The sequence below is a fragment of the Gemmatimonadaceae bacterium genome, assembly GCA_036003045.1.
In the GTDB taxonomy this organism is placed as follows: Bacteria; Gemmatimonadota; Gemmatimonadetes; order Gemmatimonadales; family Gemmatimonadaceae; genus JAQBQB01.
This window is the reverse complement of the sequence record DASYSS010000022.1, coordinates 242,380-268,093: the sequence shown is the minus strand read 5'-3', so window position 1 is coordinate 268,093 and position 25,714 is coordinate 242,380. Positions and strand designations below refer to the sequence as shown.

At 66.2% G+C, this 25,714-nt stretch carries 27 protein-coding genes; 15 read left to right on the top strand and 12 right to left on the bottom strand.

The features are described 5' to 3' along the window. The first annotated feature begins 57 nt into the window (after positions 1-57). Positions 58-813: a matrixin family metalloprotease gene (locus VGQ44_05115; protein HEV8446173.1), complete on the top strand. Its 756-nt coding sequence runs from the start codon at positions 58-60 to the stop codon at positions 811-813. Positions 814-821: 8 nt separating this feature from the next. Beyond that, on the top strand, positions 822-1,643 hold the full coding sequence (locus VGQ44_05110; GenBank protein HEV8446172.1) for a matrixin family metalloprotease: 822 nt from the start codon (positions 822-824) through the stop codon (positions 1,641-1,643). Between the two features lies 1 nt (position 1,644). Here the strand turns inward: VGQ44_05110 and VGQ44_05105 are convergent, their stop codons facing one another. Genes VGQ44_05105 through VGQ44_05095 form a run of 3 tightly spaced genes read right to left on the bottom strand, consistent with a single transcriptional unit; the run spans position 1,645 to position 4,061 of the window. Beyond that, positions 1,645-2,769, bottom strand: a complete 1,125-nt coding sequence (locus tag VGQ44_05105; protein HEV8446171.1) for a PDZ domain-containing protein — start codon at positions 2,767-2,769, stop codon at positions 1,645-1,647. Between the two features lie 16 nt (positions 2,770-2,785). Further along, positions 2,786-3,484: a zf-HC2 domain-containing protein gene (locus VGQ44_05100; protein HEV8446170.1), complete on the bottom strand. Its 699-nt coding sequence runs from the start codon at positions 3,482-3,484 to the stop codon at positions 2,786-2,788. Then, positions 3,465-4,061, bottom strand: coding sequence for a sigma-70 family RNA polymerase sigma factor (locus VGQ44_05095; protein HEV8446169.1), 597 nt, complete (start codon positions 4,059-4,061; stop codon positions 3,465-3,467). The genes VGQ44_05100 and VGQ44_05095 overlap by 20 nt, the downstream gene beginning before the upstream one ends. A 349-nt stretch (positions 4,062-4,410) precedes the next feature. Here VGQ44_05095 and VGQ44_05090 point away from each other — a divergent pair, with 349 nt between their 5' ends. Beyond that, positions 4,411-5,706, top strand: a complete 1,296-nt coding sequence (locus tag VGQ44_05090) for a serine hydrolase (protein HEV8446168.1) — start codon at positions 4,411-4,413, stop codon at positions 5,704-5,706. Between the two features lie 133 nt (positions 5,707-5,839). Here the strand turns inward: VGQ44_05090 and VGQ44_05085 are convergent, their stop codons facing one another. After that, complete coding sequence (locus VGQ44_05085; GenBank protein ID HEV8446167.1) at positions 5,840-7,006, bottom strand: BamA/TamA family outer membrane protein; 1,167 nt, start codon at positions 7,004-7,006, stop codon at positions 5,840-5,842. 353 nt (positions 7,007-7,359) lie between these two features. On the opposite strand from VGQ44_05085, the gene VGQ44_05080 reads away from it, so the two are divergent. The 3 genes from VGQ44_05080 to VGQ44_05070 all read left to right on the top strand — a co-directional run bounded on the left by VGQ44_05080 (position 7,360) and on the right by VGQ44_05070 (position 10,392). Beyond that, positions 7,360-8,409: a hypothetical protein gene (locus VGQ44_05080; protein ID HEV8446166.1), complete on the top strand. Its 1,050-nt coding sequence runs from the start codon at positions 7,360-7,362 to the stop codon at positions 8,407-8,409. Positions 8,410-8,412: 3 nt separating this feature from the next. Continuing rightward, the gene (locus VGQ44_05075; GenBank protein ID HEV8446165.1) at positions 8,413-9,852 is read left to right on the top strand and encodes an MBOAT family protein; all 1,440 of its coding nucleotides are present in this window, start codon (positions 8,413-8,415) and stop codon (positions 9,850-9,852) included. Positions 9,853-9,984: 132 nt separating this feature from the next. Beyond that, a complete protein-coding gene (locus tag VGQ44_05070; protein HEV8446164.1) occupies positions 9,985-10,392 on the top strand; it encodes a metal-sulfur cluster assembly factor in 408 nt (135 codons plus the stop codon). On the opposite strand, the gene VGQ44_05065 is transcribed toward VGQ44_05070, so the two are convergent. Next, complete coding sequence (locus tag VGQ44_05065; protein HEV8446163.1) at positions 10,377-11,540, bottom strand: HRDC domain-containing protein; 1,164 nt, start codon at positions 11,538-11,540, stop codon at positions 10,377-10,379. The two genes, VGQ44_05070 and VGQ44_05065, sit on opposite strands and share 16 nt — an antisense overlap. On the opposite strand from VGQ44_05065, the gene VGQ44_05060 reads away from it, so the two are divergent. The 4 genes from VGQ44_05060 to VGQ44_05045 are packed head-to-tail and all read left to right on the top strand — an operon-like array spanning position 11,535 to position 14,368. Then, on the top strand, positions 11,535-12,545 hold the full coding sequence (locus VGQ44_05060; GenBank protein HEV8446162.1) for a pyridoxal-phosphate dependent enzyme: 1,011 nt from the start codon (positions 11,535-11,537) through the stop codon (positions 12,543-12,545). The two genes, VGQ44_05065 and VGQ44_05060, sit on opposite strands and share 6 nt — an antisense overlap. Then, complete coding sequence (locus VGQ44_05055; GenBank protein ID HEV8446161.1) at positions 12,523-12,942, top strand: thioesterase family protein; 420 nt, start codon at positions 12,523-12,525, stop codon at positions 12,940-12,942. Before VGQ44_05060 ends, VGQ44_05055 begins: the two co-directional genes overlap by 23 nt. Next, on the top strand, positions 12,912-13,733 hold the full coding sequence (locus VGQ44_05050; GenBank protein HEV8446160.1) for an alpha/beta fold hydrolase: 822 nt from the start codon (positions 12,912-12,914) through the stop codon (positions 13,731-13,733). Before VGQ44_05055 ends, VGQ44_05050 begins: the two co-directional genes overlap by 31 nt. Continuing rightward, positions 13,733-14,368 carry an isoprenylcysteine carboxylmethyltransferase family protein gene (locus tag VGQ44_05045; protein HEV8446159.1) on the top strand — a complete coding sequence of 212 codons (636 nt, stop codon included), beginning with the start codon at positions 13,733-13,735 and terminating at the stop codon, positions 14,366-14,368. Before VGQ44_05050 ends, VGQ44_05045 begins: the two co-directional genes overlap by 1 nt. Positions 14,369-14,448: 80 nt before the next feature. Here the strand turns inward: VGQ44_05045 and VGQ44_05040 are convergent, their stop codons facing one another. Further along, the gene (locus VGQ44_05040) at positions 14,449-14,712 is read right to left on the bottom strand and encodes a ferredoxin family protein (GenBank protein HEV8446158.1); all 264 of its coding nucleotides are present in this window, start codon (positions 14,710-14,712) and stop codon (positions 14,449-14,451) included. 53 nt (positions 14,713-14,765) lie between these two features. Between VGQ44_05040 and VGQ44_05035 the strand changes: the two genes are divergently transcribed. Then, positions 14,766-15,242 (top strand): (2Fe-2S)-binding protein, encoded by a 477-nt coding sequence (locus VGQ44_05035; GenBank protein ID HEV8446157.1) that lies wholly within the window; start codon positions 14,766-14,768, stop codon positions 15,240-15,242. Continuing rightward, complete coding sequence (locus tag VGQ44_05030; GenBank protein HEV8446156.1) at positions 15,235-17,532, top strand: xanthine dehydrogenase family protein molybdopterin-binding subunit; 2,298 nt, start codon at positions 15,235-15,237, stop codon at positions 17,530-17,532. The genes VGQ44_05035 and VGQ44_05030 overlap by 8 nt, the downstream gene beginning before the upstream one ends. Before the next feature lie 72 nt (positions 17,533-17,604). Here VGQ44_05030 and VGQ44_05025 read toward each other — a convergent pair whose 3' ends face one another. The 3 genes from VGQ44_05025 to VGQ44_05015 all read right to left on the bottom strand — a co-directional run bounded on the left by VGQ44_05025 (position 17,605) and on the right by VGQ44_05015 (position 19,588). Beyond that, positions 17,605-17,910 (bottom strand): YhbY family RNA-binding protein, encoded by a 306-nt coding sequence (locus tag VGQ44_05025; GenBank protein HEV8446155.1) that lies wholly within the window; start codon positions 17,908-17,910, stop codon positions 17,605-17,607. Positions 17,911-17,922: 12 nt separating this feature from the next. Next, positions 17,923-18,534 carry a hypothetical protein gene (locus tag VGQ44_05020; protein ID HEV8446154.1) on the bottom strand — a complete coding sequence of 204 codons (612 nt, stop codon included), beginning with the start codon at positions 18,532-18,534 and terminating at the stop codon, positions 17,923-17,925. Between the two features lie 133 nt (positions 18,535-18,667). After that, entirely contained in the window at positions 18,668-19,588 is a 921-nt protein-coding gene (locus tag VGQ44_05015) for a M23 family metallopeptidase (protein ID HEV8446153.1), read from the bottom strand. Between the two features lie 37 nt (positions 19,589-19,625). Here VGQ44_05015 and VGQ44_05010 point away from each other — a divergent pair, with 37 nt between their 5' ends. From VGQ44_05010 to VGQ44_05000, 3 genes are all read left to right on the top strand, one after another. Then, positions 19,626-20,666 carry a TIGR03118 family protein gene (locus VGQ44_05010; protein ID HEV8446152.1) on the top strand — a complete coding sequence of 347 codons (1,041 nt, stop codon included), beginning with the start codon at positions 19,626-19,628 and terminating at the stop codon, positions 20,664-20,666. Between the two features lie 84 nt (positions 20,667-20,750). Then, positions 20,751-21,773 (top strand): DNA polymerase domain-containing protein, encoded by a 1,023-nt coding sequence (locus tag VGQ44_05005; protein ID HEV8446151.1) that lies wholly within the window; start codon positions 20,751-20,753, stop codon positions 21,771-21,773. Positions 21,774-21,793: 20 nt separating this feature from the next. Continuing rightward, positions 21,794-23,530, top strand: a complete 1,737-nt coding sequence (locus tag VGQ44_05000) for a carboxypeptidase regulatory-like domain-containing protein (protein ID HEV8446150.1) — start codon at positions 21,794-21,796, stop codon at positions 23,528-23,530. Between the two features lie 4 nt (positions 23,531-23,534). Here VGQ44_05000 and VGQ44_04995 read toward each other — a convergent pair whose 3' ends face one another. The 3 genes from VGQ44_04995 to VGQ44_04985 form a co-directional block, all read right to left on the bottom strand. Next, positions 23,535-24,611 (bottom strand): ATP-dependent DNA ligase, encoded by a 1,077-nt coding sequence (locus tag VGQ44_04995; protein ID HEV8446149.1) that lies wholly within the window; start codon positions 24,609-24,611, stop codon positions 23,535-23,537. Further along, the gene (locus VGQ44_04990) at positions 24,608-24,874 is read right to left on the bottom strand and encodes a DUF6510 family protein (protein HEV8446148.1); all 267 of its coding nucleotides are present in this window, start codon (positions 24,872-24,874) and stop codon (positions 24,608-24,610) included. The genes VGQ44_04995 and VGQ44_04990 overlap by 4 nt, the downstream gene beginning before the upstream one ends. 62 nt (positions 24,875-24,936) lie before the next feature. After that, positions 24,937-25,713 (bottom strand): ferredoxin reductase, encoded by a 777-nt coding sequence (locus tag VGQ44_04985; GenBank protein ID HEV8446147.1) that lies wholly within the window; start codon positions 25,711-25,713, stop codon positions 24,937-24,939. Position 25,714 lies beyond the last annotated feature (1 nt).

Sequence of the window (25,714 nt, the reverse complement as noted above, 5' to 3'; positions counted from 1 at the left end):
CCCCCTGATCGACACCTTCCTTTCCTCGCCCGATGATGGGCGGCGGGTTCCTAGGGTATGCGGCGCGCAGCCTTTCCCGTCCTCTCGCTTGCTCTCGTGTTCTGCCTCAGTCACGCGTACGACACGACCGACTCGAGTTTCGGAGAGGTCCGTGCGCGACATCGCGACAGTGCGTCCGGAACGGTGGGCACCGGAACGCACCACACGTCGATACGACCCGCGTCCTTCAGCCTCTCGGACGGCGGGCTCGCCGACGTGCGGCGACGCGTGCGCGACGAACAGGCGGGCACGTACATCGCCGACATCCTGCTCGAGCGTGACTCGGCACTCGCGCGATGGCCGGACAGAAAGGGCGTGCCGCTCACTGTCTGGATTCAGCCGGCGTCAAACGTCCACGACTTCTCGCCGTCGTTCGTGGCCCGCGTACGCGCCGCGTTCGAGGAGTGGGATTCGCTTCATCTGCCGGTGCATTTCACCTTCGTCGACGACTCCTGCGACGCCGACGTTCACGTCAATTGGATCGACCGCTTCCACGAACCGATCAGCGGCCGCACTCGCTGGGCGCGCGACGACTCGTGGACGATCACCGACGCGAACATCACGCTCGCCGTCCACCACAACCAGGGCGAGCTGCTCGAGGACGACGCGATGCAGGCCATGGCCCTGCACGAGATCGGGCATCTCCTCGGCCTCGACCACACGGGGGACACGACGAGCATCATGGCACCGCGAGTTCGCGTGCGTTCGTTGTCCGGGGCTGATCGCGCGACCATCCGCCTCCTCTACGCGCTGCCGGCCGGCCCTCTCAAGTAGTCGGTTCCATGCGGCGCGCTGACGCGACGTTGTACGCCATCGTCGCGGGCTTCGGCGCGTTCGTCGTCATGCAGGTCGTCGACCGCCAGGCGAGCATCCCTCCCGATCCTATTGTTGAGATCGCTGAGGATACGCTGGGCTACACGACCTTTCCCAAACGGCGGCGTCCCGAGCACGTCACGGAGCCGAGCGACGAGCAACGCGCGGACGTGGCGTCGTCCATCGTTCCGGCGACCGGCGCGCCAGTCAAACGGGACGACGCCGACATTCGCGCGCGCATCGACGCCGCGAGCGACACGTACATCGGCGACATGCTCGTCGATCTCGGCGGCAAGCTCGTCCGTTGGCCGGACCACCGCGATCGCGCGCTTCGCATCTGGGTGCAATCGGGGTCCGACATCCGCGATTGGGATCTTCGCTACGCACAGGCGGCGCGCGACGCGTTCGCTGAGTGGTCGTCCGACGATCTGCCGATGCGCTTCGATTTCGTCATCGACTCGGCGACGTCCGACGTGCACATCTCGTGGATCGACCGCTTCCCGCCATCGGACGGAATGCGGGTGGGGTTCACCAAGCGCACGACCGACGGGAACGGTTGGATCGTGAACGCCGACATCGTGGTGGCCGTGCACGACAGCGCGGGTACGATGATCCGTCCTTGGGACGTCGCCGGCATCGTGCGGCACGAGGCCGGCCACGCGCTGGGGCTCGGCCACTCACGAGACTCCCACACGAAGATGTTCCCGACGGAGATGATGCACGAGATCATGCCGCCGGACCGCTCGACGTTGCGACTGGTCTATCAGCTGCCGCCGGGCACGGTGAAATAGCTCAGGGCGAAGCCCAGGAGAGGACGAGTTTCTTCGTCTTCTCCTGACGCGAGACCTGGAGCGCCAGTGAGCGGTCGGCGAAGTGACGGATGACGAGATCGCGCAGCTCCCCGACGGTGGTCACCGAATCGTCGTTCGCCGTGATGATCACGTCGCCGATGCGCAGTCCAGAGCGAAACGCGGGCGACCCCTCAGGCACGTTGGTGACCAGAACGCCTTTTGGCAGGTTGCGGGCTTGCGCAAGCTCCTCGTTCACGCTCGTGAGGCCGGCGCCGAACAGCCCGTTGGGCGAGAAGAAGATCATTTTTTCCAGCGGCATCCGCATGGCGATGTCGCCTAGCGCCGGGCCACCGCGGCGTCCTGGCCCGGCAAACGTACGAAACTGGACCTGACCGCCGCTGTCGCCGCTCATCACGATGGTACCCGGTGGCGTCGGCGCTTCGAACCACACTTGTTTCTCCATCTCCATCCGCCGCCGCAGCACGGGTTCCGGAGCAACGGCGACGACGAGGGAATACTGCTTCACTTCGTTCCCGCGTCGCACGCTCAGGTCCACGCGCTTCTTCGGCGCGAACAAATCGCGGAGATTGAATTCGTGTGCGATCAAATCGGTGCCGTTGTACGCCACGAGCACGTCGCCGGGCCTTATTCCCGCACGCTCCGCCGGCGACCCAGGATCCACCGACAGGACGTCCTGATATCCGAAGTAGCGAACGCGCCGTGCTCCGGTGCTGTCCATCGCGCCCTGGGCCGCCGGGCCCTGCGTGTTGAGACCGACCCAACCCTGATCCGTTTTGAACGCTGCTCGAAGCGTGATGGTTCGGACCGGCTTGTGCCCGAATTGCGGCGGCAGCGGCATGGTCAGAGAATCGAGCATGGCGGCGGCCTTCTTCCACGCCGGGCTGCCGTAGTCCTCGTGAGCAATCCGCCCGGCGATGATCAGGATCGAGTCCATGCGGCCGGGCAGCACGATGAGGCGGGTTACCGTCATCGTGTCGCGGCGCACGGTGGTGTCACGGCGCACGGTAACGACCTGCGCCGGCGCCAGCCCGGCGAGGGAGATCATGGCGGCGGCGCCGCCGAAAGCTTTAGCAAGGTTCTTCGACATCGAAACTCTATCGGTCACTGTTCGTGCGTGTGGGTCAGTAACTCATGACGCGCATGCTAGCCGGCGCGGACGTATTGATCATGCGGAGCGTCGCCTCGCGCTGTCCGACCGTCGTCAGGTAGTAGCCGTTGATGACGGGATCGTACGGTGCCTTGGAGAGCGCCTGGTTCAGCACACGCTGCGTGCCATCCAGCGCGGCCAGACGCGTACGCATGGCCGCCGAGCCTTCGATCACGCGGCTCGCCGTGTCGTTCTGGGCGAGATACGCGGTGGCATTCTGGTAGACGATCTGGGACTGCGTCTGCGCGGCGCGAGCTTCGTCGAGCGACTTGAAGCGAGGCGTGGTATCGGCGGCCGCAATGCGGCCTGTTGCCGGCGTCGCCCCGGTCGTCAATGACACGTTGGCCGAAGCGCGGCCGGCAACCACTCCGCCCGCGACGAGCACCGCCGCCGCGGCGGCCTGGAACCATCCGAACCGCCGAGGCCGAGCGCGGGAGACGAGCCCGCGTCCGGAATCGATGACGCCGTCCGCGAGAAGCGCCGGTCTCAGGGACTCCCACGTGGTGAGCGGCGCTCCGATGCTGCGGGCATTGCCCGCGGCGAGCTTGTCGAGCGCGCGATAGGCGGCGCGCTCACGCGTACAGTCGGCGCAGCCCGCGAGATGGGCGAGCTCCGCCGCCGTCGGCGGATCGTCGACCAGCGCCGAGAGGCGCTCAGGTGACAGGTGAGGCATGATCGGCTTCCTTGCTCAATAATCTGATATCTCTAATCGCATCCGACTCGACCAGGTGGGCGAGCAGTTTGCGCAGCTTGGTACGGGCTTTGAACAACTGTGACTTGGACCCGCCGGTGGTGATTCCCAATTCGGCGGCGATCTCTTCGTGCGTATACCCCTCGACATCGTGCATCAGAAACACCGTCCGCGCTCCCGGCGACAGCTTGGCCGCGGCCTCGCCGATCGACTGCGCGACGAACGAACGGTCCGTGTCCGGTTCGCTCACCGCGCTGTCCTCCTCGACCTCGGTTTCGATCGACGCCAGCCGCCGCGTCTTCCGAAGCGCGTTCAGCGTCCGATTGACGGCGATGCGATGCGCCCACGTGCCGAACTGGGCGTCGCCTCGGTAGCTCGGCAGCGCGCGGAAGATCTGAATCCAGACTTCCTGGGCGATGTCGGCCGCCAGATCGTGATCGGACCCGACCAGCCGGCGAACGACCAGGTCGATGTGCGGCGCGTGCCGGGTCCACAGCGCCCGGAGCGCGGCCTCATCGCCGTTGATGGCCCGCCGAATGGTGAGGAGTTCCTGGTCCATTTCCGAAGAATAGGTCACGTGCGGATGGCCGAAGGTTTACGAATCCGCGCGTGTCTGCCAGCCTCGTCTTTGACTGCTTCGAGTGCCACTCAACTCGAAGCGCGGCCGTTACATCCCGGAATAACCTGTCGTCCTGCGACGAAACGGTACAATACGTCAAATTGCACCCTTGCGTCCGCGGAACATTCAGGCAATTGTGACGTACCCCACCTTTGTCGGCTTAACCCGGTGTACCTGCCTAGAGCCGATACTAGGAGAAAAGACAATCCGTAGCTGGTTGCCGCGACCTCGCCGCATTCCGGACGACGTCGTTGACGCTTTGTTGGGCCTCAACCCGTAGGTGTCGTCAGTGCTTCTCCTTCTCGTCACCACCCTCCTCGTGCACGATGGCGGCGGCCTTCCAGTGAAGGCGCCCAAGGCCGTTGGCATGTCCAGCCAGCGCCTCGCGGTCGTCGACCGCGTCGTCCAGCGAGGTATTTCGGCCGGTGGATATCCCGGTGCGGCCGTCGTCGTCGGCCGACGGGGCGCCGCGGTGTGGGAAAAGGGCTTCGGGAAGCTGAGCTGGGAGCGCGGAAGCACTCCAGTGAGCGCCGACCGGACCATCTACGACCTCGCTTCGCTTACCAAGGTCGTAGGAACGACCTCCGCCCTCATGATCCTGTTCGACGAGGGCAAGGTCGCGCTCGACGATCCGGTTTCGAAATTCGTCCCCGAGTTTGCGGGCGGCGACAAAGACAAAGTCACCGTTCGGATGCTTCTCGAGCACCGCTCGGGGTTGCCCGCCGGCCGCGACCTCTGGCGCATAGCCAGCTCCCCGGCCGAAGCGCGCGAAGCGGTCATCCAAACGCCGCTCGGCTGTGAACCTGGGCGCTGCTACGAGTATTCCGACCTCGGCGCGGACATGCTCGGCTTCGTCGTCGAAGCCGCGGCCGGCGAGCCGCTCGACAAGTTTCTGCAGGAGCGCGTGTTCGGACCGCTCGGCATGACGGACACGGGCTTCCGCCCGGCCGATTCGCTCAAGTCGCGCGTCGCGCCGACCGAAGTCGCGCCCCCGCGCGGTTACCCGCTTCAGGGTGAAGTCCACGACGAGAACGCCTTCGCGCTCGGCGGCGTCGCCGGACACGCCGGGCTGTTCAGCACCGCCAACGACCTCGCCGTGTTCGCGCAGATGATGCTCAACGGCGGCGAGTACAACGGCACGCGTCTCTTCGCCGACTCGACCGTCGCGCTGTTCACCAAGCGGGCGGCAGGCTCGCGCGCGCTCGGATGGGACACTTGCGACGGGGCCGGCAGCTGCGGCGATCACCTCGGCGAGGATGCGTACGGCCATACCGGCTTCACCGGTACGTCGATGTGGATCGATCCCGACCGCGACATGTTCGTCATCCTGTTGACGAATCGGGTACACGAGGCGCGGGCGAAGCGGCCGGCGAAGGTCATCGCCGACATCCGCGCCGACCTCTCCGACGCCGCCGCCCTGGCCGTGACGGACTACGGCACGCCTCCCGCCATGCCGGCCAGCTTCCGCGCCGACAAGGCCGTCGGCTGGAATCGCCCGATCCACACGACGCGTCACCACTCGAAGAAGAAGGTGACGAAGAAGCCGAGTGCTTCGACGGCGAAGAAGAGCTCGACGAAGCGGTAGACCAGTGGACCGGTGGAACTGAACAACAAACGGCGACGCACAGCGTCGCCGTTTTTCTTTTCCGCGGCAAGTTTTTGGCTCGCAGCTGCCGCTCAAAGCTGCTGCTCGAGGCTGCTGTTGCTGTAGCGCCTTCCTAGAAGAGGTACCCGAGCCCGATGTATATCGCCGCCGTCGATTGCGATGAGTGGCCTACGTCCGTCGAGATCACGAAGCTCGGCCCGAAGGAGAGTCGTGCTCCGCCGCCATAGCCGCTGTGCAGCTCGCGGAGCGCCGTCGACAGATCGACGCCGTCGGCCCACACGCGGCCCGCGTCTACGAATCCGCTCAGAACGAGCGATGACGGGCGCCCGATCAGGCCGAATTCCGCAGCGCGCCATCGTAGCTCGTTGTTCGACACGAGTACTCCCTTTCCCACGTAGCGGTCCTTGGGGATTCCTCGAATGCTGCTCGTGCCGCCGAGTCCGTCTTGCGACTTCTGAGCCGTGGGAAGTTCGGCGAGCGAGTAGAACGGGACGTCGCCGATCGTGTTCTGCAGCACCAGTCGATTGGCGAGCGTGACGCGGCCGCCGAGTGGCTGGTAGTGTCGCGCGCTGGCGGTCCAGCGCGTGTAGTTCCACGACGCGCCGAGCTTGGAGTCGACGCGCTGCACGAGAACGTCCGCCCAGGTGCCCGAAGTGGTTCCGATCTCACGATCGCGCGTGTCCCACGTGAGTCCGGCGCGCACGTAATTCGTTCGGCGGCTGGCGGGTTGCCTGCCGTTCATGTCGCTCTCGATGAGCGTCGAGCCACTGTCGAACGGCGTGAGATCGACTGTTTCCGACGAGGCGCCGACGCCGACGAGGTAGCGAAGCGACGGTGTGCCGAGCGTGTGTTGGACGTCTGCCGAGGCGCGAAGGCGATCGAGGCCGTAGCGATAGTAGTAGCGTGTGGCGCCGGTCTCGAGCGCGGCGTCGTATGCCGTCTCGTTGCCGACTCCGTAGTACGGCGCGGCCAGTTGCTGTTCGCGGCCGGCGTACGCGGTGAGGCGCCACGGTCTCGCGTCCGTGGACGGCGAATCGAAGAAGAGCGTGTAGTCGCGCCGCCCGCGGGTGGTCATGAAGACCGTCGGTTGCACGGTCCACCGGTAGGTCGCGGACCGGGGCTCGTACTTGTAGAGCGCGAGGATCGCGCCGTACCCGAAGCCTTCGTCGGCGTCGAAGTTCAGCGCCGGGATTCCCGAGACCTCGACACCGGATTGGCGCTGGGCGGCGAGCGAAGAGGCCGTCGCGGCGAGCAGGAGAAGGGTCTCGAGTTTGGACATGGGTCTGGCCGAGATCGTGGGAGGCCGGAAACCGGGAAACCGCGTGTTTGCCGCACATACGATCGGGTCGCCGGGCGCCCGGGACCATGCGCCAAATGACGTAGTAACCCGCCGCCGGCGGGCTTGGGAGCACCGGAGGACTACCCGAGCCTCGGTGCTTACGAAAATGTGCGTCGGCTGACAGAACGCCCGAAGCAATGCGCAACCGAAACTCGGTCTGTGGGCATCCGTGACGGTTCCTCGCCGGGTATCGTCAAAAGGCATAAGAGTCGTCTAAACGCATGACTTCATAGCAAGTGCCCTATCGCGGCCGACTGGCTGGCGCACGCTGGTTCGCCGTGACCGCGCGCCTTGTGCGACAAGTTTCGTCCCTCGCCCTTGGCGTTGTTGGCGCGGCGGTGGCGATGGAAGTCGCGTTGCGTCTCTTCGCCTCGGCACAAGGACCGCCGACGCCCAATATCGAGTCGGACTCGCTGTTCGGAGACACGCTCGTCCGCCGTCAGCTCGGCGAGGGCGTGTCGCTCGCGCGATTTTCGGTGGCCGGTGCCCGTCTCACGGGGAACCCTTCAATTCCTGGCGCGCCGACGGTCGTTCTATTGGGTGACTCGTACGTCGTTGCCGCCGCGGTGGCCGACCATGAGACCATGGGCTCGTACCTCGAGCGTGACGCGCGCGCGGCCGGCGTCGCGCTCAATGTTCGGCAGTACGGGTGGACCGGCGCTTCTCCATCTCGCTACCTGCTGGAAGCCGATTCGGTGATTCGGCGCTGGAATCCGGCCGAAGTCGTGATCGCCCTCGGCGACAACGATTTCGACCACAACGCGTTGCATGAGGCGTCCCCCCGCCTGCAAGTGCTCTCCTCGGGGGACCTCCAGATTCTCCCCGCGCCGCCCGTTGCGATTCCCGGGCCTCCGCGCCGGTCAGTCCTCCTGGCACTTCTCGCGGAACGCACATGGAGACTCCAGTGGCGCCAGGCGCGCGCCGCGGCAGCCAAGTCACGAGTCGACGTCGGCGCGGGCTCGGCGCCTGCTGACGCGGATGTGCTTCCCGATTCTCTTCAACTCGCGATGCTGCCCGATGCGGTCGTGCGCGCCTTGGCGGCCAAGTTCGGACCTCGCCTGTCGCTCGTTTACTTGGCCGAGCTGGGGGTCGACGACGGCGTCAGGCCGGCGACGATCGAGCGCCGGCTGCTCGATGCGTGCGCGAGGGAGCAGGTTCGCTGTGTAACGACGCGGCCCGCCATGCTCGCGGCACGTCGTTCGGGCATCATCGCCCATGGATTCTTCAATACGACGCCGGGCAACGGCCATTTGAATCCGGCGGGCCACGCGGTCGTCGGCGCCGAAATGTGGAAGCTGCTGCACCGACGACCCCCCCAGACATTCGCCGGCGAGGTTCGGTAGCGAATGTCCTTCGTCTCATATCAGTTCGTCGTCTTCTTCGCGGCGGTGTTGGTCGGCCTGGCGATCATGCCCACGCAAGCTGCTCGCCTCGCCCTGCTGCTCGTCGCCAACGTCGTGTTCTACGGCGCGGGCACGCCGCGATTCTTGCTCGTGCTCGCGATTCCGAGCCTGGTCGACTACGCGTGCGCCGTTCGAATGGAGGACACGGCGGAGCCGCGGGCACGCCGACAGTGGCTGGTGCTGAGCCTCGCCGTGAATCTCGGCGTTCTCGTCTACTTCAAGTACGCCAACTTTTTCATCGACACCGTCGCGAGCCTGTTGCACGTGCGTACGGCGCCGCTCGACATCGTACTTCCCGTGGGGATTTCGTTCTTCACGTTCAAGACGATGAGCTACACGATCGACGTGTATCGCGGCCGGCTGCGTGCGTGTCGCAGCTGGTGGCGCTACGCGATGTTCGTGTCGTTCTTCCCGGAGCTGGTCGCGGGGCCCATCGTGCGGGCTTCGGTCCTGTTGCCGCAAATGGAACGGCCGATTCGCCTCGACTGGCACCGGACCATGTCCGGGATGCGAATCATACTGCTCGGCGTGACGAAGAAGATGCTGATCGCCGACCGCCTGTCCACGTATGTCGACTTCGTCTTCGCCAAGCCGGCGCTCTACTCACCATCGGCGGTCTTCGTTGCGGTAATCAGCTACTCGATTCAGATCTACTGCGACTTTTCGGGCTACTCCGACATGGCGGTCGGCGTCGCGCGGATCATCGGGTTTGACCTGCCGGCGAATTTCGCGATGCCCTATCTCTCGCGGTCGATCACGGAATTCTGGCGGCGCTGGCACATCACGTTGTCGGAGTGGCTGCGCGACTATCTGTACATCCCGCTCGGTGGAAACCGTCGCGGACGCGCGCGGACGTACGTCAATCTCATGATCACGATGCTCCTCGGCGGCCTGTGGCACGGCGCCAACTGGACGTTCGTCGTGTGGGGACTACTGCACGGCGTTGGGTTGGCGGTCCATAAGTTCTGGCTCGAGCGCAGGTCGGCCGCGTGGGTCGCACGCGGCAACGGCCCAGTCGCGGGCGCGCTCGGTTGGCTCGCCACGATGTCATTCGTGTCGTTCTGCTGGATCTTCTTCCGCTCACCGAACTTCGAGGTTGCGTGGACGATTCTGCGCAAGCTCGCCGGTCTGGCGCCGGGCGGAGTCGCATGGACGTACATGCCCGCGTACCTCTTTGCGCTCCTGCTCGCCGGGGCGCACGCCGTGGGCGTCTTCCACGGTGAGCGGCCCCAGAAGAGCGACGACAGGCACACCGGGGTCCCAGCGTACGCTACAGCAGGACTTCCGCTCTACGTCAGTGCGTTTCTCGCGACGGCCTGGCTGCTGATCCTCTATCTGTTCATTCCGCTCCACCGGAGCCCGTTCATCTACTTCCAGTTTTGAGGCGGCCGTTCGTCGGGGGAGGGGCCGAACACCGGGATGACCGTGGTGCAGACCCCACGACTCCGGTGTTTCGCCGCTGGAGACCGCTCTCGAGGCTTGCTCGGCCCGAAAGGCGCCTCGATGTTTCGCTTCATGAGCGGGACAGACGACACCAACCCTGAGCAGCCCAATAGTCCGGCGCATGACGGCGCGTCGGCGGCTTCGGCGCCCGATACAAAGGCCGCTGATGCAGCGCCTGAGGCCGCGCCCAGCCCGGATCAGGTCAAGCTCGCGCTTCGAAAGGTCAAAGACCCGGAACTCAACCTGAACATCATCGACCTCGGGTTGGTCTACGAGGTACGGGTCGACCACGCCGTCGTGGCGATCGACATGACGCTTACGTCGCCTGGGTGCCCCGCGGGCCCGCAGATCATGACCGACATCGAGCGCGCGGTGCGCGCGATTCCGGGAGTCGACGACGTGGTGCTCAACCTGGTCTGGACCCCGTTCTGGACACCCGACCGGATCGAGCCGCGCGTGCGGAACTACATGGGTCTCTGAGCGGGCCGAGGAAGGGCTTTTAGAAAATCCTCACCGAGCAAGCCGCGCTGCCACGCGCGGAGCTCGCGCACTTCCGCCAGCTCGTCGAGTGACGACGGGTTCTTGCGCGCCACGGCCTCGAGTCGATCGCGCGCGCAGAGCACCCCCGGGTCGAGATCCAGGCGAGTCGCGGTGGTGTCGCGCACGGTTTTGAGCGCGGCGACGCGGACGTCGAAATCCGGATCGCGATCCCAGCGGGGCGCTTTCGGAAACTTGGGGAGCGCGTTCTCCGGAACAGTCAGCCCTCGGGCGACGGCGTCCGTCATCTCCCGGCCGCGGCTCTCGATCATGCCGCGCGGAACGCCCTTGATGCTCGTCAGCATGTCCGGCGACGACGGCTGCCGCTTGGCGATCTCGAGCAATTGCTCGTTGCCGACAACGCGAAACGTCGCGCGGTCGAGCTGGGCGGCCACTCCATCCCGCCACTGCACGAGCTCGCGGAGCACAGCGAGCTCCCGGCGCGAGAGGTCGCGCGCGCCTTTGATGCGAAGGAAGGCGTCCGCCGAATCGCCGTCGGCCCACCGCGTTCCCTCGAGCAGGGCGAATTCTTCGCGCGCCCAGACGAGCCTGCCGGCGCGCTCGAGCTCGCGCTCGAGACGATCGCGGAGCTCGAGCAGGTGGATCGTGTCCTGCGCGGCGTAGTCGAGCATCCCTTGGGTGAGGGGGCGCATCGACCAGTCGGCGCGCTGGTGTTTCTTGTCGAGCTTCACGCCGAAGTACCGCTCCAACAACGCGGCCAGGCCGAACGCCCGAAGACCCAGAAGCTGCGCGGCGACGCGCGTGTCGAAGATGTTCCTGACCTGCCACTGGTAGTCTTGTTGCAGAAGACGCAGGTCGTAGTCGGCGTCGTGAAAAACGATCTCGATCCCGGGGTCCTCGAGGATCCGTCCGAGCTCGGAGGGCCGCCCGATGGGTATGGGATCGATGATCGCCGTGCGGTCGCGGGTCGAGAGTTGGAGCAGGTAGATTCGATCGACGAATCGATGGAAGCTGGCACCCTCGGTGTCCAGCGCGATGCTCCGCGATTCGACTGAACCGGCGGAGGCGTTTATCGAGGCGAGAAAAGAGTCGACGGTTTCCGGCGTGTCGAGATAGACGGGCGTATGCACGCTGGCAATTTAACCGGCGCCGTACTACCGCTGATTCGGCGATACCCCGCGCTCGCGGCGGTCCCGCGCGTGGTCTTGTCGAGCGGACCGACGCCCGTCGAACACGTGCCGTCGGTCGACGCCAACCTGTGGATCAAGCGCGACGACTCGTTCGCCGATCCGATGGGGGGCAACAAGGCGAGAGCGCTCGAGTTTTTGCTCGGCAACGTGCTGCACGACGACTTGCTCGTCACCGTCGGCTCGGAGGGTTCGACGCACGTGCTCGCCGTCGCCACGTACGGCCGGCGCCTCGGCGCCCACGTCGCCGTCGGGCGCTGGCGGCAAGTGATGAATCCGACCGCGACGCGCATCTCCGAGCTCACGAGCCGCGTCGCCGACGAAGCGCCGATGTTCCGGTCGATCGCCGGCGCGTACGCGTGGGCGTGGCGTCGCCGCCGCGCGAAGGGTGCGCGATGGATCGCCGCCGGCGGCGCGACGCCGCTCGGAGTGCTCGGACACGTGAACGCCGGCTTGGAGCTCGCCGATCAGATTCAGGCCCGCGCGCTCCCGGCGCCGGCGCGCGTCGTCGTTCCGTTCGGCACGGGGGCGACGTCGGCGGGACTCGCGCTCGCGTTCGCGATCGCCGGGCTGAAAACGACCGTCGTCGGTGTTCGCGTGGTGTCGCTCGTCGTCGGCCGGCGTGCGCGCGCGCGCCGCCTCGCATCGGACACGGCGCGGCTCATCGAAGGACTCGTGCAGCGGCGCGTACCGCGCCCGGGACGCAGGGCGATGTACGTCGCGCATGGCGCCTTCGGCGGCGCGTACGGGCGCGAGACGGAGCGCGCGACGGTCGCGGCCGCGCGGCTGCACGACGCCGCCGGTATCGAGCTCGACGCGACGTATTCGGCCAAGGCGTTTCAGGTCGCCATGGATCTCGCGAAGCACGGACCCACCCTGTTCTGGTTAACGTTCGACTCTCGTGCTCTGAACTCCACCGCCCCCAATGACCGCGAACGATCTTCCTGAACTGACGTTCCACATCTACCCGACCGATTGCGACATGCTCGGGCATCTGAACCACGCGTCGATGCTCAACTTTCTCGAGCGCGCGCGTTGGGCCTTGCTCGAGCCGCAGGTGGACATTCGCAACTGGGCACGGCAGCCGGTCTATTCGGTCGTGCGCCACGTGGACATCGGGTACCTGGCGCAGACGCTTCCGGGCGAGGACCTCGTGATTCGGTCCGGCCTGCTGGCGATCAAGCGCACGAGCTTCATCATCAAACAGGAAGCGCGAAAGCTCGGCAGCGACGTGCTCGTGGCCGACGCGTCGATCGTCTTCGTGGCGATCAACCAGCAGGGCGAGCCTGTGCCGGTTCCGGACGAGTGGCGGCGATGGCTGCCCGCGTGGCCGGAGCCGGAGTGATCGCGCTCGTCGACGACGCGAGCATCGCGTTCGACGACGTCGGGTCGGGATATCCGGTCGTCTTTCTGCACGCGTTTCCGCTCAACCGAACGATGTGGGATCCGCAGGTGAGCGCGCTCGTCGCCGAGTGTCGCTGCATTGCGATCGACATGCGCGGCGCGGGCGAATCGGCGCCGACGCCGCCGTATTCGATGGACCGCTTCGCCGATGACGTCGCCGGCGTGCTCGACACGTTGCGCATCGAGCGCGCGGTAGTCGTCGGGCTGTCGATCGGCGGGTATGTCGCGTTCGCTTTGTGGCGTCGCCATCGCCGCCGCATTCGCGCGCTCGTACTGGCCGACACGCGATCGGGCCCCGATACGGTCGCGCAGATCGAGCGGCGGCGAACGCTGATCGAGATGGCGGAATCGCAAGGCAGCGCGGCGGTCGCCAACGCGCAAATCGCGTCGCTCGTCGGCAAGACGTCGCGCGACAAGCGGCCCGACATCTACGATGCCGTGCATCGCATGATCGCCCAGTCGTCCGCCGACGGAATCATCGGCGGGCTGGAAGCGATGATCGAGCGGCCGGACTCGGGACCAACCCTTGCCACGATCGACGTGCCGACGCTGATCGTCGTGGGCGACGAGGACGTCGCGACGCCTCCCGACGAATCGCGCGCGCTGCACGCCGCGATCCCCGGCAGCCGGCTCGAGGTGCTGCAACAGGCCGGCCATCTCTCCAACCTCGAACGCCCCGCGGCATTCAACACCGTGGTGAGCGAGTTTCTCGCCGGGCTCTTGTACAACTGATGTCGACTTCCCCCTCCGAGTCACCGAAGACGGCTTCCTCGCGGTCCGCCGCGGAGCAGCGCGCGAGCGCGCGCATCGGCGCGTTGCTGTTTCGCTCGCGCAGCTGGCTGCCCGTTCCCTTCTTGTTGCTGGCGCTCCTCGTGCCCGCGCATCCGACGTCGACGAGCTGGCTGCTCGGATTCGCGCTGATCATTCCCGGTGAGCTGATTCGGCTCTCGGGCGTCGCCGCCGCTGGCACGGTGACCCGCCGCCGTTCGCGCGACGTGCAGCGTCTCGTGACCTACGGAATTTTTCGCTGGGTGCGGAACCCGCTCTACGTCGGAAACTTTCTGATCTGGATGGGCTTCGTGCTCATCTCGGGCGTGCCGTGGCTCGTGCCGCTGGCGATCGTCGTCTTCGCCATCGAGTACTACTTCATCGTCGCGTACGAGGAGGGCGTACTGGAGTCGATCTTCGGGCCCGAGTATCTCGCGTATAAACGAACGACGCCGCGCTGGATCCCCGCGACGCCGAAGCAAAGCGAGCCGGGACCGCACGACTGGAAGGAAGCGCTCACGAGCGAGACGAGCACCTTCCTTCAGTATCTCGCGCTCGTGGCCGTATTCGCTGCCAAGCAGTGGTGGTTGTCGAGATGAGGCTCGACGAACAGCCCTGAGCAGCAGCGGCGAGCAGTAGCTGTCAGCTGATGCTGTGAGCTGTGGCTCGCGGCTGGTGTTTACTTCTGGGGCTTCCCCGGCGGCGTGGGGCCCTTGAAGATGTCCCGGTTGATCTGGACGTACTGCTTCATGTTCGCGGGCACGTCCTCTTCAGGAAAAATCGCGGTCACGGGGCACTCAGGCTCGCACGCGCCGCAATCGATGCATTCGTCGGGGTGGATGAACAACTGGTCTGCGCCTTCATAAATGCAGTCGACGGGACACACGTCGACACACGCGCGATCCTTGACGTTGATGCAAGCTTCGGTGATGACGTAGGGCATTAGCTGCCTCGAGTGGTCCTGCGGTGGGGGCTTGTACGGCCTAAGTTAGCCCCATGCGTGTGATCGTCAACGGAGCGGAACACGAGGTCGCGGCGCCGGGGCACGAGACGTTGCTGACGACCGTGCGCGACCGCTTGGATCTCACGGGCACGAAGCTCGTGTGTGGCCGCGGCGAGTGCGGCGCGTGCACGGTATTGGTCGACGGCGTTTCCGTCTATTCATGTCTGACACTCACCGCGGCGTGCGCGGATCACGAGATCACGACGGTCGAAGGGCTCGCGAAGGCCGACACGCTGAACCGCGTGCAAGCCGCCTTCATCGAGCACGACGCGCTGCAATGCGGCTTCTGCACGCCGGGACAGATCATGGCGGCGGTCGCGTTGCTCGCCGAAAACGCCAATCCAACCGAGGCCGACGTACGCCAAGGCATGAGCGGAAATCTCTGCCGCTGCGGTACGTACCCCAAGATCGTCCGCGCGGTCCTCGCCGCGGCGGAGGGAGTGCGCGACGGGGAGCCGGCGAATGGCTAAGCGCTTCGTCACGACGAAGGTCGAGATCGAGGGACGTGAAGAGACGAAGATCGTCGAGCTCCCGTCGCGCAACCCCGAGCCCTGGGGCGAGGACGCGAACCTCACCGTCGTCGGCCAACGCGCACCGCGTGCCGACGCACTGGAAAAAGTCACCGGCGCCGCGCGCTACACGGCCGACGTCGAGCTGCCGGGGATGCTCTACGCCGCGATTCTTCGCTCACCGGTCGCGAACGGACGCGTGGTGTCGCTCGACCTTGGGCCGGCCCGCGCCATCGCCGGCGTGCGCGGCACGATCGAGCACGACGACATGCCGAACACGAAGCTCGACGGCATTCGGCTGTTCGATCGGGAAGTCCATTACGCGGGCCAGCCGCTCGCCGCCGTGTGCGCCGACTCCCTCGAGATCGCGCGCCAAGCCGTTGACCGCATACGCCTCGACATCCTTGAAGCGCCGCACGCGGTAGACACGGTCACCGCGCTCGCGCGGAATGCGCCGCTCGTCCGCAAGTCCGGCAACCTCACGCGCCATTCGCCGGACGTCACCGCGCGCGGCGACGTCGATGCGGGACTTCGCGACGCCGACGTCACGATCACGCGCGAATACCGAACGCCGGTCGCGTTGCACACCGCGCTCGAGCCGCACGGCGCCGTCGCCGATTGGTCGGCGGGGCGCGTCACCGTCTACGAATCGACGCAAGGGATCTTCAACACTCGACGTGATCTCGCCGACGCGTTCGACCTGCCGCTCACCAACGTTCGCGTCATCAAGAACTACATGGGCGGTGGGTTCGGCGCGAAGAACGGCGCGTCGATGGCGGCGTACGTCGCGTGCGCGCTGTCGAAACAGAGCGGGCGCCCGGTGCGTTGCGTCTACGACCGCGAGGGCGAGCAGACCGACGCGGGCAACCGCCCCTCCACCACGCAACACGTCACCCTCGGCGCCAAACGCGACGGCACGCTCACCGCCATCGTGCTCGACGCGACGATTGGCATGGGAGCGGGCGGCTATCCGGAAGGCCCGGGACGGATCTATCACGAGATGTACCGCTGCGCGAACGTGCGAACGACCGAGAACTTCGTGTACACGCACACCGGGCCGCGCGCGTCGTTCCGCGCACCGGGACACGTCGAAGGCTCGTACGCGATGGAGTGCGCGATGGACTCGCTCGCGCGCGAGCTGAAGCTCGACCCGCTCGAGCTTCGCCGGCACAACTACGCGAACGACGATCAAGAAAAACAGCGCCCCTATTCGGCCAAACACCTCGACGAGTGCTATGCGCTCGGCGCGGAGCGGTTCGGATGGGATCGCGCTCGCGCGCGAGGCCCGAGCAAGGATCGCCTGAAGCGCGGCGTGGGGATGGCGTCGCTCACGTGGAATGCCGGCGGGGGACCTCCGGCCTACGCCAGCGTCCGCATCAACCGCGACGGCACGATCGAGGTTCTCACGGGTGCGCAGGACCTCGGCACCGGCGCGCGAACCGTCTTCTCGCAAATCGCCGCCGAAGTTCTCGGCGCGCGACTGGAAGACGTTCGCACGATTCTCGGCGACACGGAGCGGTTGCCGTTCGCGTCGAATTCGTGGGGATCGATCACGACGGCGTCGGTGGGTCCCGCGGTGCGCGTCGCGGCGCTCGAGGCGCGCGACTCGCTCTTCGAGGCGGCCGCCGAGTTGCTCGGGTGCAGCGTCGAAGACATCGAAGCGCGCGACAGCGAGCTGCGCGACACGACAACCAACCGTTGCATGATGTTCAAGGACGTCTGCGGCCGGCTCGGCGACGTGATGATCATCGGACAGGGAAGCCGCGGGCCGAATCCCGACAAGACCGCGATGTCGGCGTTCGGCGCGCACTTCGCCGAAGTCGAGGTGGACATCGAGACGGGGCGCGTGCGCGTGCTGCGGATCGTCGCCGCGCACGACTCGGGGAGGATCATCAATCCGACGCTCGCTGAAGGACAGCTCGAGGGCGGCATCATTCAAGGAATCGGATACGCGCTGTTCGAGGAGCGCGTCGTCGATGCGGCGCTCGGCGTGTCGCTCAACCCGACGATGCACGACTACAAGATTCCGACGATCGGCGACGTACCGTCGATCGATGCGTTCTTCATCGATCGGGCGGACGTGGTGGCGAATCACACCGGAGCGAAAGGCGTGGCCGAGCCGCCGATCATTCCCGTGGCGCCGGCGATCGCGAACGCGGTGGCCGATGCCCTCGGCGTCGAGATCAACGAGCTGCCGCTGACGCCGTGGAGGGTGCTGGACAGGTGGACGGGTGGACGGGTGGACGGCTGAACTGCCGCGGATCGAGGCGTCTGAACTCAGTGATCAGGAATCCGCTTCCCAACCACCGGTCCACCCGTCCACCTACTTCTGCCAGGGCTTCCGTTCTTTCTTGGGCAGCTCCGGATTCTCGCGATACAGAGTCGCGGTTCGGCCGATGATTTGGACGACGTCGGCCTGCATCGCCGACGCGAGTGAGTTGGCGGCGTCCTTGACGTCGATATCGGCGTTCTTGCCGAACTGGATTTTCACCAACTCGTGCGTGCGGAGATCGTCGTCGAGGCTCCGGCGCAGCGTGTCGGTGAGACCCTGCTGACCGACGTGGACACTCGCCGAGAGATGATGGGCCTCGCCGCGCAGTGCTGCGCGCTCCTTGGATGACAGCGGCATGACACAACATATCTACTTGGTCGAGCGCCGCGCCAAGTCGACCGCGACCATTCTCAGAGCGTCGTCGATCGACGTCGGCTTCATTTCCTGATAGTAGGCCTGCTTGGAGTTCCACACGGCGCGATATGCGAGCTCGCCGTTCGCCGTGACGGACATGGCATGCACCGCGCCGATCGAACCGCGCTCGGGCGCGCCCATCACGTCGACGGCCAACACGTAGTCGGCATCGCCGGCAGGATGCACGCGAAGGGAGTCGCCGAGCGCTCTGAAGCGAGTCCAGAGGGTGAGCGCCTCGTTCGGTTGCGGCTGATATGGAAGAACGACCGGCGTCGGTGACGCGGTGGCGTGGACACCGTGCGCGTTGAGCAACTCGGCCAGTCGGCGCGCGGCCGTCGCATCGGAATGTCGCTCGCGGCCGAGGATGGTCACGGGCAGCACCACGATGCGCGCGCGCGAAAGACTGTCGAGCATCGTGCGCTCACGCTCGTCGATGCGGTCGCGCTCAGCACGGGGAGGCGCGCCGGAGTTGTGGACGACGGCGATGTAGAGCGCCTTTCCGATCGCGCAGCCCTGTGCGCAGCCGGCGAGGAATGAAAGCGGGATGAGTTTGAGGAATCGATGCACGAGAAGCTCCGAGTTGCGGTAAACCGGTACCGACTCGAAGGTGTGAGCGCGTGCCGCGCGCACAAATACGACGGCTGACGTAGAAGCGCCGGCGTAGGTGAGATCGCCGTCAGCGAATCCCGCTGTTTCCGGTCTACCGGCCTACCGGTCTACCACCACCCGTGTGATGCGCCCGATCGTGCCGCATACCGCCCAGCGCTTCGAACGGGTCGATCGCCTCGCCGTCCCAGTACCGGTTGTCGGCGGGCCAGCGCATGACCTGGAAATGGAGGTGCGGCGTGTCCTTGGGAGCGTTGCCGGTGGTGCCGACGAAGCCGAGCGTGTCGCCCTTTGCGATCTCGCGGCCGGGCGACATCGCGTCGTTGTAGCGTTCCATATGAGCGTAGTAGTACACGAGGCTGGCGGTGGGATCGATCGTGTACATGGAAATGCCGCCGAGCTCGCTCGTCGTCATCCGGATGATTTTGCCGTCGTCGGCGGAGAGAATCGGGGTACCGCGAGGGGCGAGGATGTCGATCGCGCGATGAGTTCGGCCTCCGTCGCGCGGTTCAAAGAATGAGTCTTCGACTTTCGACATGTCGGCGCCCGCCACGGGGACCAGCAGGCGCCGGCTGATCAGATAGGCGGCGTCGCTCGTGGTCGCGCTTCCTCCCGTCACGGCGACCGTCACGTCCGGAAATTCGACCGGAATCGTATTCCGGCCGGCGCGCGGCGTCGCGGCGCTCTTCGTCGCGCGAGACGTATCGGGGACCGCGACCGGAACGGGATCTGGATAGTACAACGCCGGGCGCGTGCACGCCGAAAAGGCGAGCGCGATACCGAAGGCGGCGGGGATGAAGTGCGGGCGCATCATCGAGTTGACGATTCGGCCGCGCGCACGTTGCGCGCCGTCGGTGGCGCGCGATGGCCCAACGGCCCATGACCGATCCCGTGCGGAAGATTCGCGCGAGGCGTTGGCATTGGAACGCGCCTCGCGTTGGGCGGCCCAGTCGGCGCGTCGTCCAGCAGTGCGCGCCGTGGCAACCGGACGCCGCATCCAGGAGACGAAGAACATGCAACCACGCTCGATCAACGTTGGTCGGTCACTTACCATGGCGACAGTCGCCGTTGCGCTCGCGGCATGCAGCGACAACGACCACCTCGTCAACGTCGTCACGCCGCTCAACTCGTTCACGCTCGCCTCGCTCGTCACCGACCAGGGCATCGCGACGACGATCGATCCGAATCTGGTAAATCCGTGGGGCATCGCCTTCGGGCCGACGGGTCTGCTCTGGGTCGCCAACAACGGAACCGGCACCTCCACGGTGTACAACGGAGATGGAACGAAAGTGCCAACGACGGTGACGATCCCGGGCGCGAACGGCATGCAGGGCGTGCCGACCGGTGTGATCCTCAACAGCACCGGCGACTTCGGCGTCCCCAACAACCTGGGCGCCGCCGCGTTCATCTTCGCGGGCGAGGACGGGACGATCTCGGCCTGGAACCCCTCGGCGCCGAACAACACCGCCGTCATCGTCGCGGACCGATCGGGGACAGGTGCCGTGTACAAGGGCATCGCGATGGCCCAGAACGGCGGCGCGAATTTCCTGTACGTGACGAACTTCCACGCCAACGCCGTGGACGTCTACGACAAGAACTTCACGCTCGTGAATTCGTTCACGGACGCGACCATGGCGGCGGGCTTCGCCCCGTTCGGCATCGCGACCATCAACGGCAAGTTGTACGTGAGCTACGCGAAGCAGAAGGGGCCGGAGAACACGGATGACGACGCGGGCGTCGGCAACGGCTTCATCGACGTCTTCAATCCGGACGGCAGCCTCTCGAAGCGCCTCATCGCGAACGGCGTGTTGAACTCGCCGTGGGCCATGGTCATCGCGCCGACGGGCTTCAGCCGCTTCGCCGGTGACCTGATCGTCGGCAACTTCGGCGACGGCTTGATCGGCGCCTACGATGCGAATACCGGCGCGTTCATCGACAACCTGCGCGGCGCCGACGGCAACCCGATCTCGCTCGCCGGTCTGTGGGGTCTGGCTTTCGGTCCGTTCCCGGGGTCGACGACCATGTACTTCTCGTCGGGTCCGAGCGACGAGACTCACGGCCTGGTTGGCACGTTGACGCCGGCGGCTCCGTAAGAAGACGGGTGGACGGGTGGCTAGACGGTCCGGCGCGGCGAAATCAGATTCGCCGATGCCGGACCGCACTCCATCCGTCACCACATGCCGAAGAAAGAAGCCGTCGAGGTTCTGTCGATCGACGGACGTGAAGTTCGGATCACGAATCCGGACAAACCGTATTTTGCGCGCGACGTCCAGCTGACCAAGCTGGACATCGCGCGCTACTACCTGTCGGTCGCCGACGGCGCGCTGCGCGGCATTCGCGACCGACCGATCGTGCTCAAGCGATTCGTCGACGGCGCGGAGCACGAGCCGTTCTACCAGAAACGCGCTCCTGAAAATCGGCCGGAATGGCTGCGCACCGTCACGCTGTCCTTCCCTTCCGGCCGCACGGCCACCGAAGTCGTCGTCGACGACACCGCGGGACTCGCGTGGGTCGTCAACCTCGGCTGCATCGAGCTGCACCCGCATCCGATCCGCTCCGGCGACGTCAACCATCCCGATGAGCTGCGCGTCGATCTCGACCCGACTCCGGGCGTAGAATGGGAAGACGTGCGGCGAGTAGCGATGGAGTCGAAGGGGCTGCTCGAGGAGATGGGCCTCGTCGGTTGGCCGAAGACGAGCGGATCGCGCGGAATGCACGTGTGGGCGCGAATCGAGCCGAAGTGGTCGTTCACCGAAGTGCGCCGTGCCGCGCTCGCCTTCTCGCGCGAGATCGAGCGGCGGGCTCCGGCGATCGCGACGTCCAAGTGGTGGAAGGAGGAGCGCCACGGCGTCTTTTTGGATTACAACCAGAACGCCAAGGACCGCACGATGTGCTCGGCGTATTCACTGCGGCCGTTGCCAGACGCACGCGCGTCGGCGCCGCTCACATGGGACGAAGTGCCCGACTGTGATCCGTCCGATTTCACGGCGCTCACGATGCCGGCGCGGTTCGAGAAGATCGGCGATCCGCACGAGGGAATCGACGCCGCGGTGGGCTCGCTGGACGCCCTGCTCGAGCTGGCCGCGCGCGACGAGGCCGAGGGGCTAGGCGACGCGCCCTGGCCGCCGCATTTTCGAAAGATGGAAGGAGAGGCGCCGCGGGTTGCACCGTCTCGCGCGAAGCGACGCCCGAAGTCCTGATCCCACGCCCCGGGGGGCGCGTGCGCCGAACGATCGTCACGCTCACGATGTCGTTGTTGCTCATAGGGAGCGCGGTGCGGCACGCACACGCGCAGGAAGTGCGCGGCACCGTGCGCGAGAGAGTGAGCCGCCTGCCGATATCCGGCGCCGTCATCGCGTTGCTGGACGCCGGCGGCAAGACGCTCGGACGCAACATCACCGACGAGCAAGGGCGCTATCGTATCATCGTATCGTCGAACACCACGCAGCTGCGGTTCATTCGGATCGGTTTTCGGCCGACGACGGTTCCGTTGAATCGAAAAGGCGGCTCGGTCGACACGCTCGACGTCTTGATGACGACGCTGCCGACGATGCTCGAGCCGATGGCCGTCACAGCCAACGGCTGTCCGCGCCGGGACGACACCGGACCGGCGCTCGGACTGCTCGAGCAGGCACGCGCGAGTTTGCTCAACAGCGTCGTCGCGCGAGAAGCCAATCCCGGAAGGGTCGTGCGAATCCGATTTCAACGGCGCATGGACGGCACGAGCGATCGGATCGCTCATCAGAGTGTGAAGATCGATTCGAGCGCGCGGTCGGAGCGTCCATTCGTCTCGGCGCGAACGGGCGCCGAGTTCGTCCGCGACGGCTTCGTCAAGGACGATGGGGGGGGAGCGACATATTTCGCCCCCGATGCAGACGCGCTGCTCGACGATGCGTTCATCGCGGGGTACTGCGTCCGCCTCGTGCGAGGCGACCGAGGGCACCCGACGGAGGTCGGTCTGGGATTCACCGCCGCGACGCAGTCGCGAACACGAATCGACGTCGACGGTGTGCTCTGGGTCGACACGACGCAACGCCAATTGCGGCGCCTCGAGTTCCGCTATGTGGGGTTGGCTCGCTCCGCCGAGCCGGCGAACCCCGGCGGTCAACTCTGGTTCCGCGACATGCCCAATGGCGTCGTGATCATCGACCGATGGTCGCTGCGACTCCCGGCGCTCGACCCCGATTCGTTGTACGACAATCGTACAGCAAGATTCACCCGTCGTGACCGGCTCTACGCGCAGGAATCGGGGGGTGAAGTCGCGCATATCGCCTGGCCGTCGGGGCTGGCGTGGGACGCTCCGCTCGGCACGCTCGCGCTCACCGCGCTCACACGCTCGCACACACCGGCCGCCGGAACACAGGTGAGGCTCGAGGACACGGACTACTCCGGCCGCGTCGACGCGAAGGGCCAAGTCACGCTGAACCGCTTGCTCCCCGGACCCTACAATCTCGTCGTGATCGACACGGCGCTCGAGACGCTCGCCATCCAGCTTCACACCCGACTGAAGTTCGAAGCGGTGCGTGATTCGACGCACCGCGCCACGGTCGAAGTGTCGACGGCAAACGACTACGTGCAGGACCGTTGCCGGCACGACGGCATCTGGAACGCGTTCATACCGCGCCGGCCCGGCGCGGTTTGGATGATCGGCCGAGCCGTCTCGAGCGATGGACTGAGCGTGGATGAGACGCGGGCGAGCCTCGCCGAGGGGTCGGCGGCAAAGCGCGCGAAGGACGAGTCGTCGCCCTTTGCGTTGCTCGCGTCGGACAAGGAGATCACGAGCACGCGCACGGGTACCGACGGCATCTACGAGTTGTGCCAGGGCAGGTTCAGCGTCGGCGATTCGGTCATCGTCACGCTACGCGCTCGCGACGGCGCTACCGTCAAGTTTCCCTACGTCTTGCGCGACTCGCTGACGGTGCTGCCGATGAAGCCATTTCCTCCGAGGACTCCCTGATGCGCTAGCGAGCGAAGATCGACGCCAGCTCGTGCGGCGGCACGACCTCGAGCTGGTCGAAGGTGCAGTCGCGCGGAGCCTTGTCGGGCCGCCAGCGTCTGAACTGCGCCGTGTGCCGAAAGCGGCCGTTCTGCATGTGGTCGTACGCGACTTGGACGACGAGCTCCGGGCGCAGCGCTTCCCACGACAAATCTTTCCCCTGACTCCACCGGCTCATCGCGCCTGGCCGGCGATATGCGCCGTCCGCGGAGTCGGCCTCCGCCCACTCGCGCCACGGATGGCTCTCGAGCGCGTTCTCGCGGTACGGCGCGAGAAAGTCCACCAGCGCGCGCCGTTTGGCGGCCGTGAAGCTGGCGCACACACCGACGTGGTGGAGCTTTCCAGAATCGTCATAGAGGCCCAGCAGGAGCGAGCCCACAGCCGTTTGCTCGCTCCCTTTGTGCCAGCGAAAGCCGGCGACGACGCAGTCGCAGTCGCGCTCGTGTTTGACCTTGAGCATGACGCGTTTGTTCGGCTCGTACGGCCCTTCCTCGCGCTTCGCCATGACGCCGTCCAGCCCCGCGCCCTCGAAGCGCTTGAACCAATCGGCGGCGAGCGCGCGATCGGCCGTCGCGGGCGTCACGTGCACCGGTGCGGCAACGCCGGCGAGCATCGACTCGAGCATCGACCGGCGCATCGCGAACGGATGCTGTCGCAGGTCGGTCGATCCATCGGCCAACATGTCGAAGAACACGATCGAGGAAGGAATCTCCGCGGCGAGCTTCTTCACGCGCGACGCGGCCGGGTGCAAGCGAAGCTGCAGCGCGTCGAAGTCGAGCCCGTGCTCGCTCGCGATCACGATCTCGCCATCGAGCACGCAGCGCTCGGGAATGCGCGCCTTCAACGCTTCGACGAGCTCCGGGAAGTAGCGGTCGAGCGGCTTTTCGTCGCGGCTCTGGATGAACATCTCATCGCCGTCGCGGAAGACGAGCGTGCGAAACCCGTCCCACTTGGGTTCGAAAATCCAGCCCTCACCCGTTGGAAGCTCGTCGAGACGATTGGCGAGCATCGGGAGCACAGGTGGATTGACGGGAAGATTCAACTGACCGGCACCACCATGACCGTGATTCCCGTGGCATCCACGTGGATCGCGTGCGGCGTGCGGACAAGCCGCAGCATCACCGTGTCGCATCGCCCGCATCGCAGCACGACTCCCATGCTCTGCCCGTACTCGGCGAGCGCCCCAAGTGGCGCAGCGGTGTGACATCCGGCGCATGTGGCCACCGCAGTCGTCACATCGCGCGCGAACAGCTCACTGAGCTGCCCCGCCGCCGCGTTTCCATCCAATCGCATCTGATCAGGCATCGTTTCTCCGCCCTTCCTCGGTCCACCCGTCAACCCGTCCACCCGTCCACCGTCCACCCGAATCAACTCGTCGGTCCAAACCGTTCCGTCCGGATTCTCGATGCGTCGTAGCCGATCTCGACCAAGAGATTCGCCGCGGCTTCGACGAATGGCGTGGGGCCGCAGACATATGAAAGCGAGCCCTCCTTCGCGGGCCAACCTGCCGCCTCGAGCATGGCTCGGTCGATGCGGCGGCGCTCGCCCTTCCAATCGCTCGATGCCGGCTCGCGCGTGAGCGTGAACGTCACACGCGTTTCGCCGTCGTTCGATAGATCAGCCAGCTCGCGGATGTAGATGATGTCGGACACGGTTCTCGCCGAGTACAGGAGATGCATGCGGCTGCGCGAGCGAAGCTCGGACGCGGCGTGAGCGCGGTGCCGCAGCATCGCCATGAGCGGCACGATCCCCGAGCCGCCGGCGATTAGGAATACCGGACCTTCGTCCCTCGAGCTCCACACGAAGTATCCGCCGATCGGCCCGCGTACTTCTACGCCATCGCCGGCATGGAGCACGTCGCAGAGATACGGTGAGACTTCGCCATCGTCGAGGCGCTCGATCGTGAGCTCGATGCGCGGATTCTCCGGGGCCGAGGCGATCGAATAGGACCGCTGCGCTTGGTACCCGTCCTCGGCGACGAGTCGCACGTCGACATGTTGGCCGGCTCGATGACCGCGCCATCCGGGAACATCGAGCACGAGCGTGTGCGCGCGCGGCGTCTCTTGCCGAGTCTCGACGACGCTCGCGACCTGCCACGCGAGGCGTGGCGGGGAAGCGGCGGCCGTTTCGCTTTCTTCAGTCACG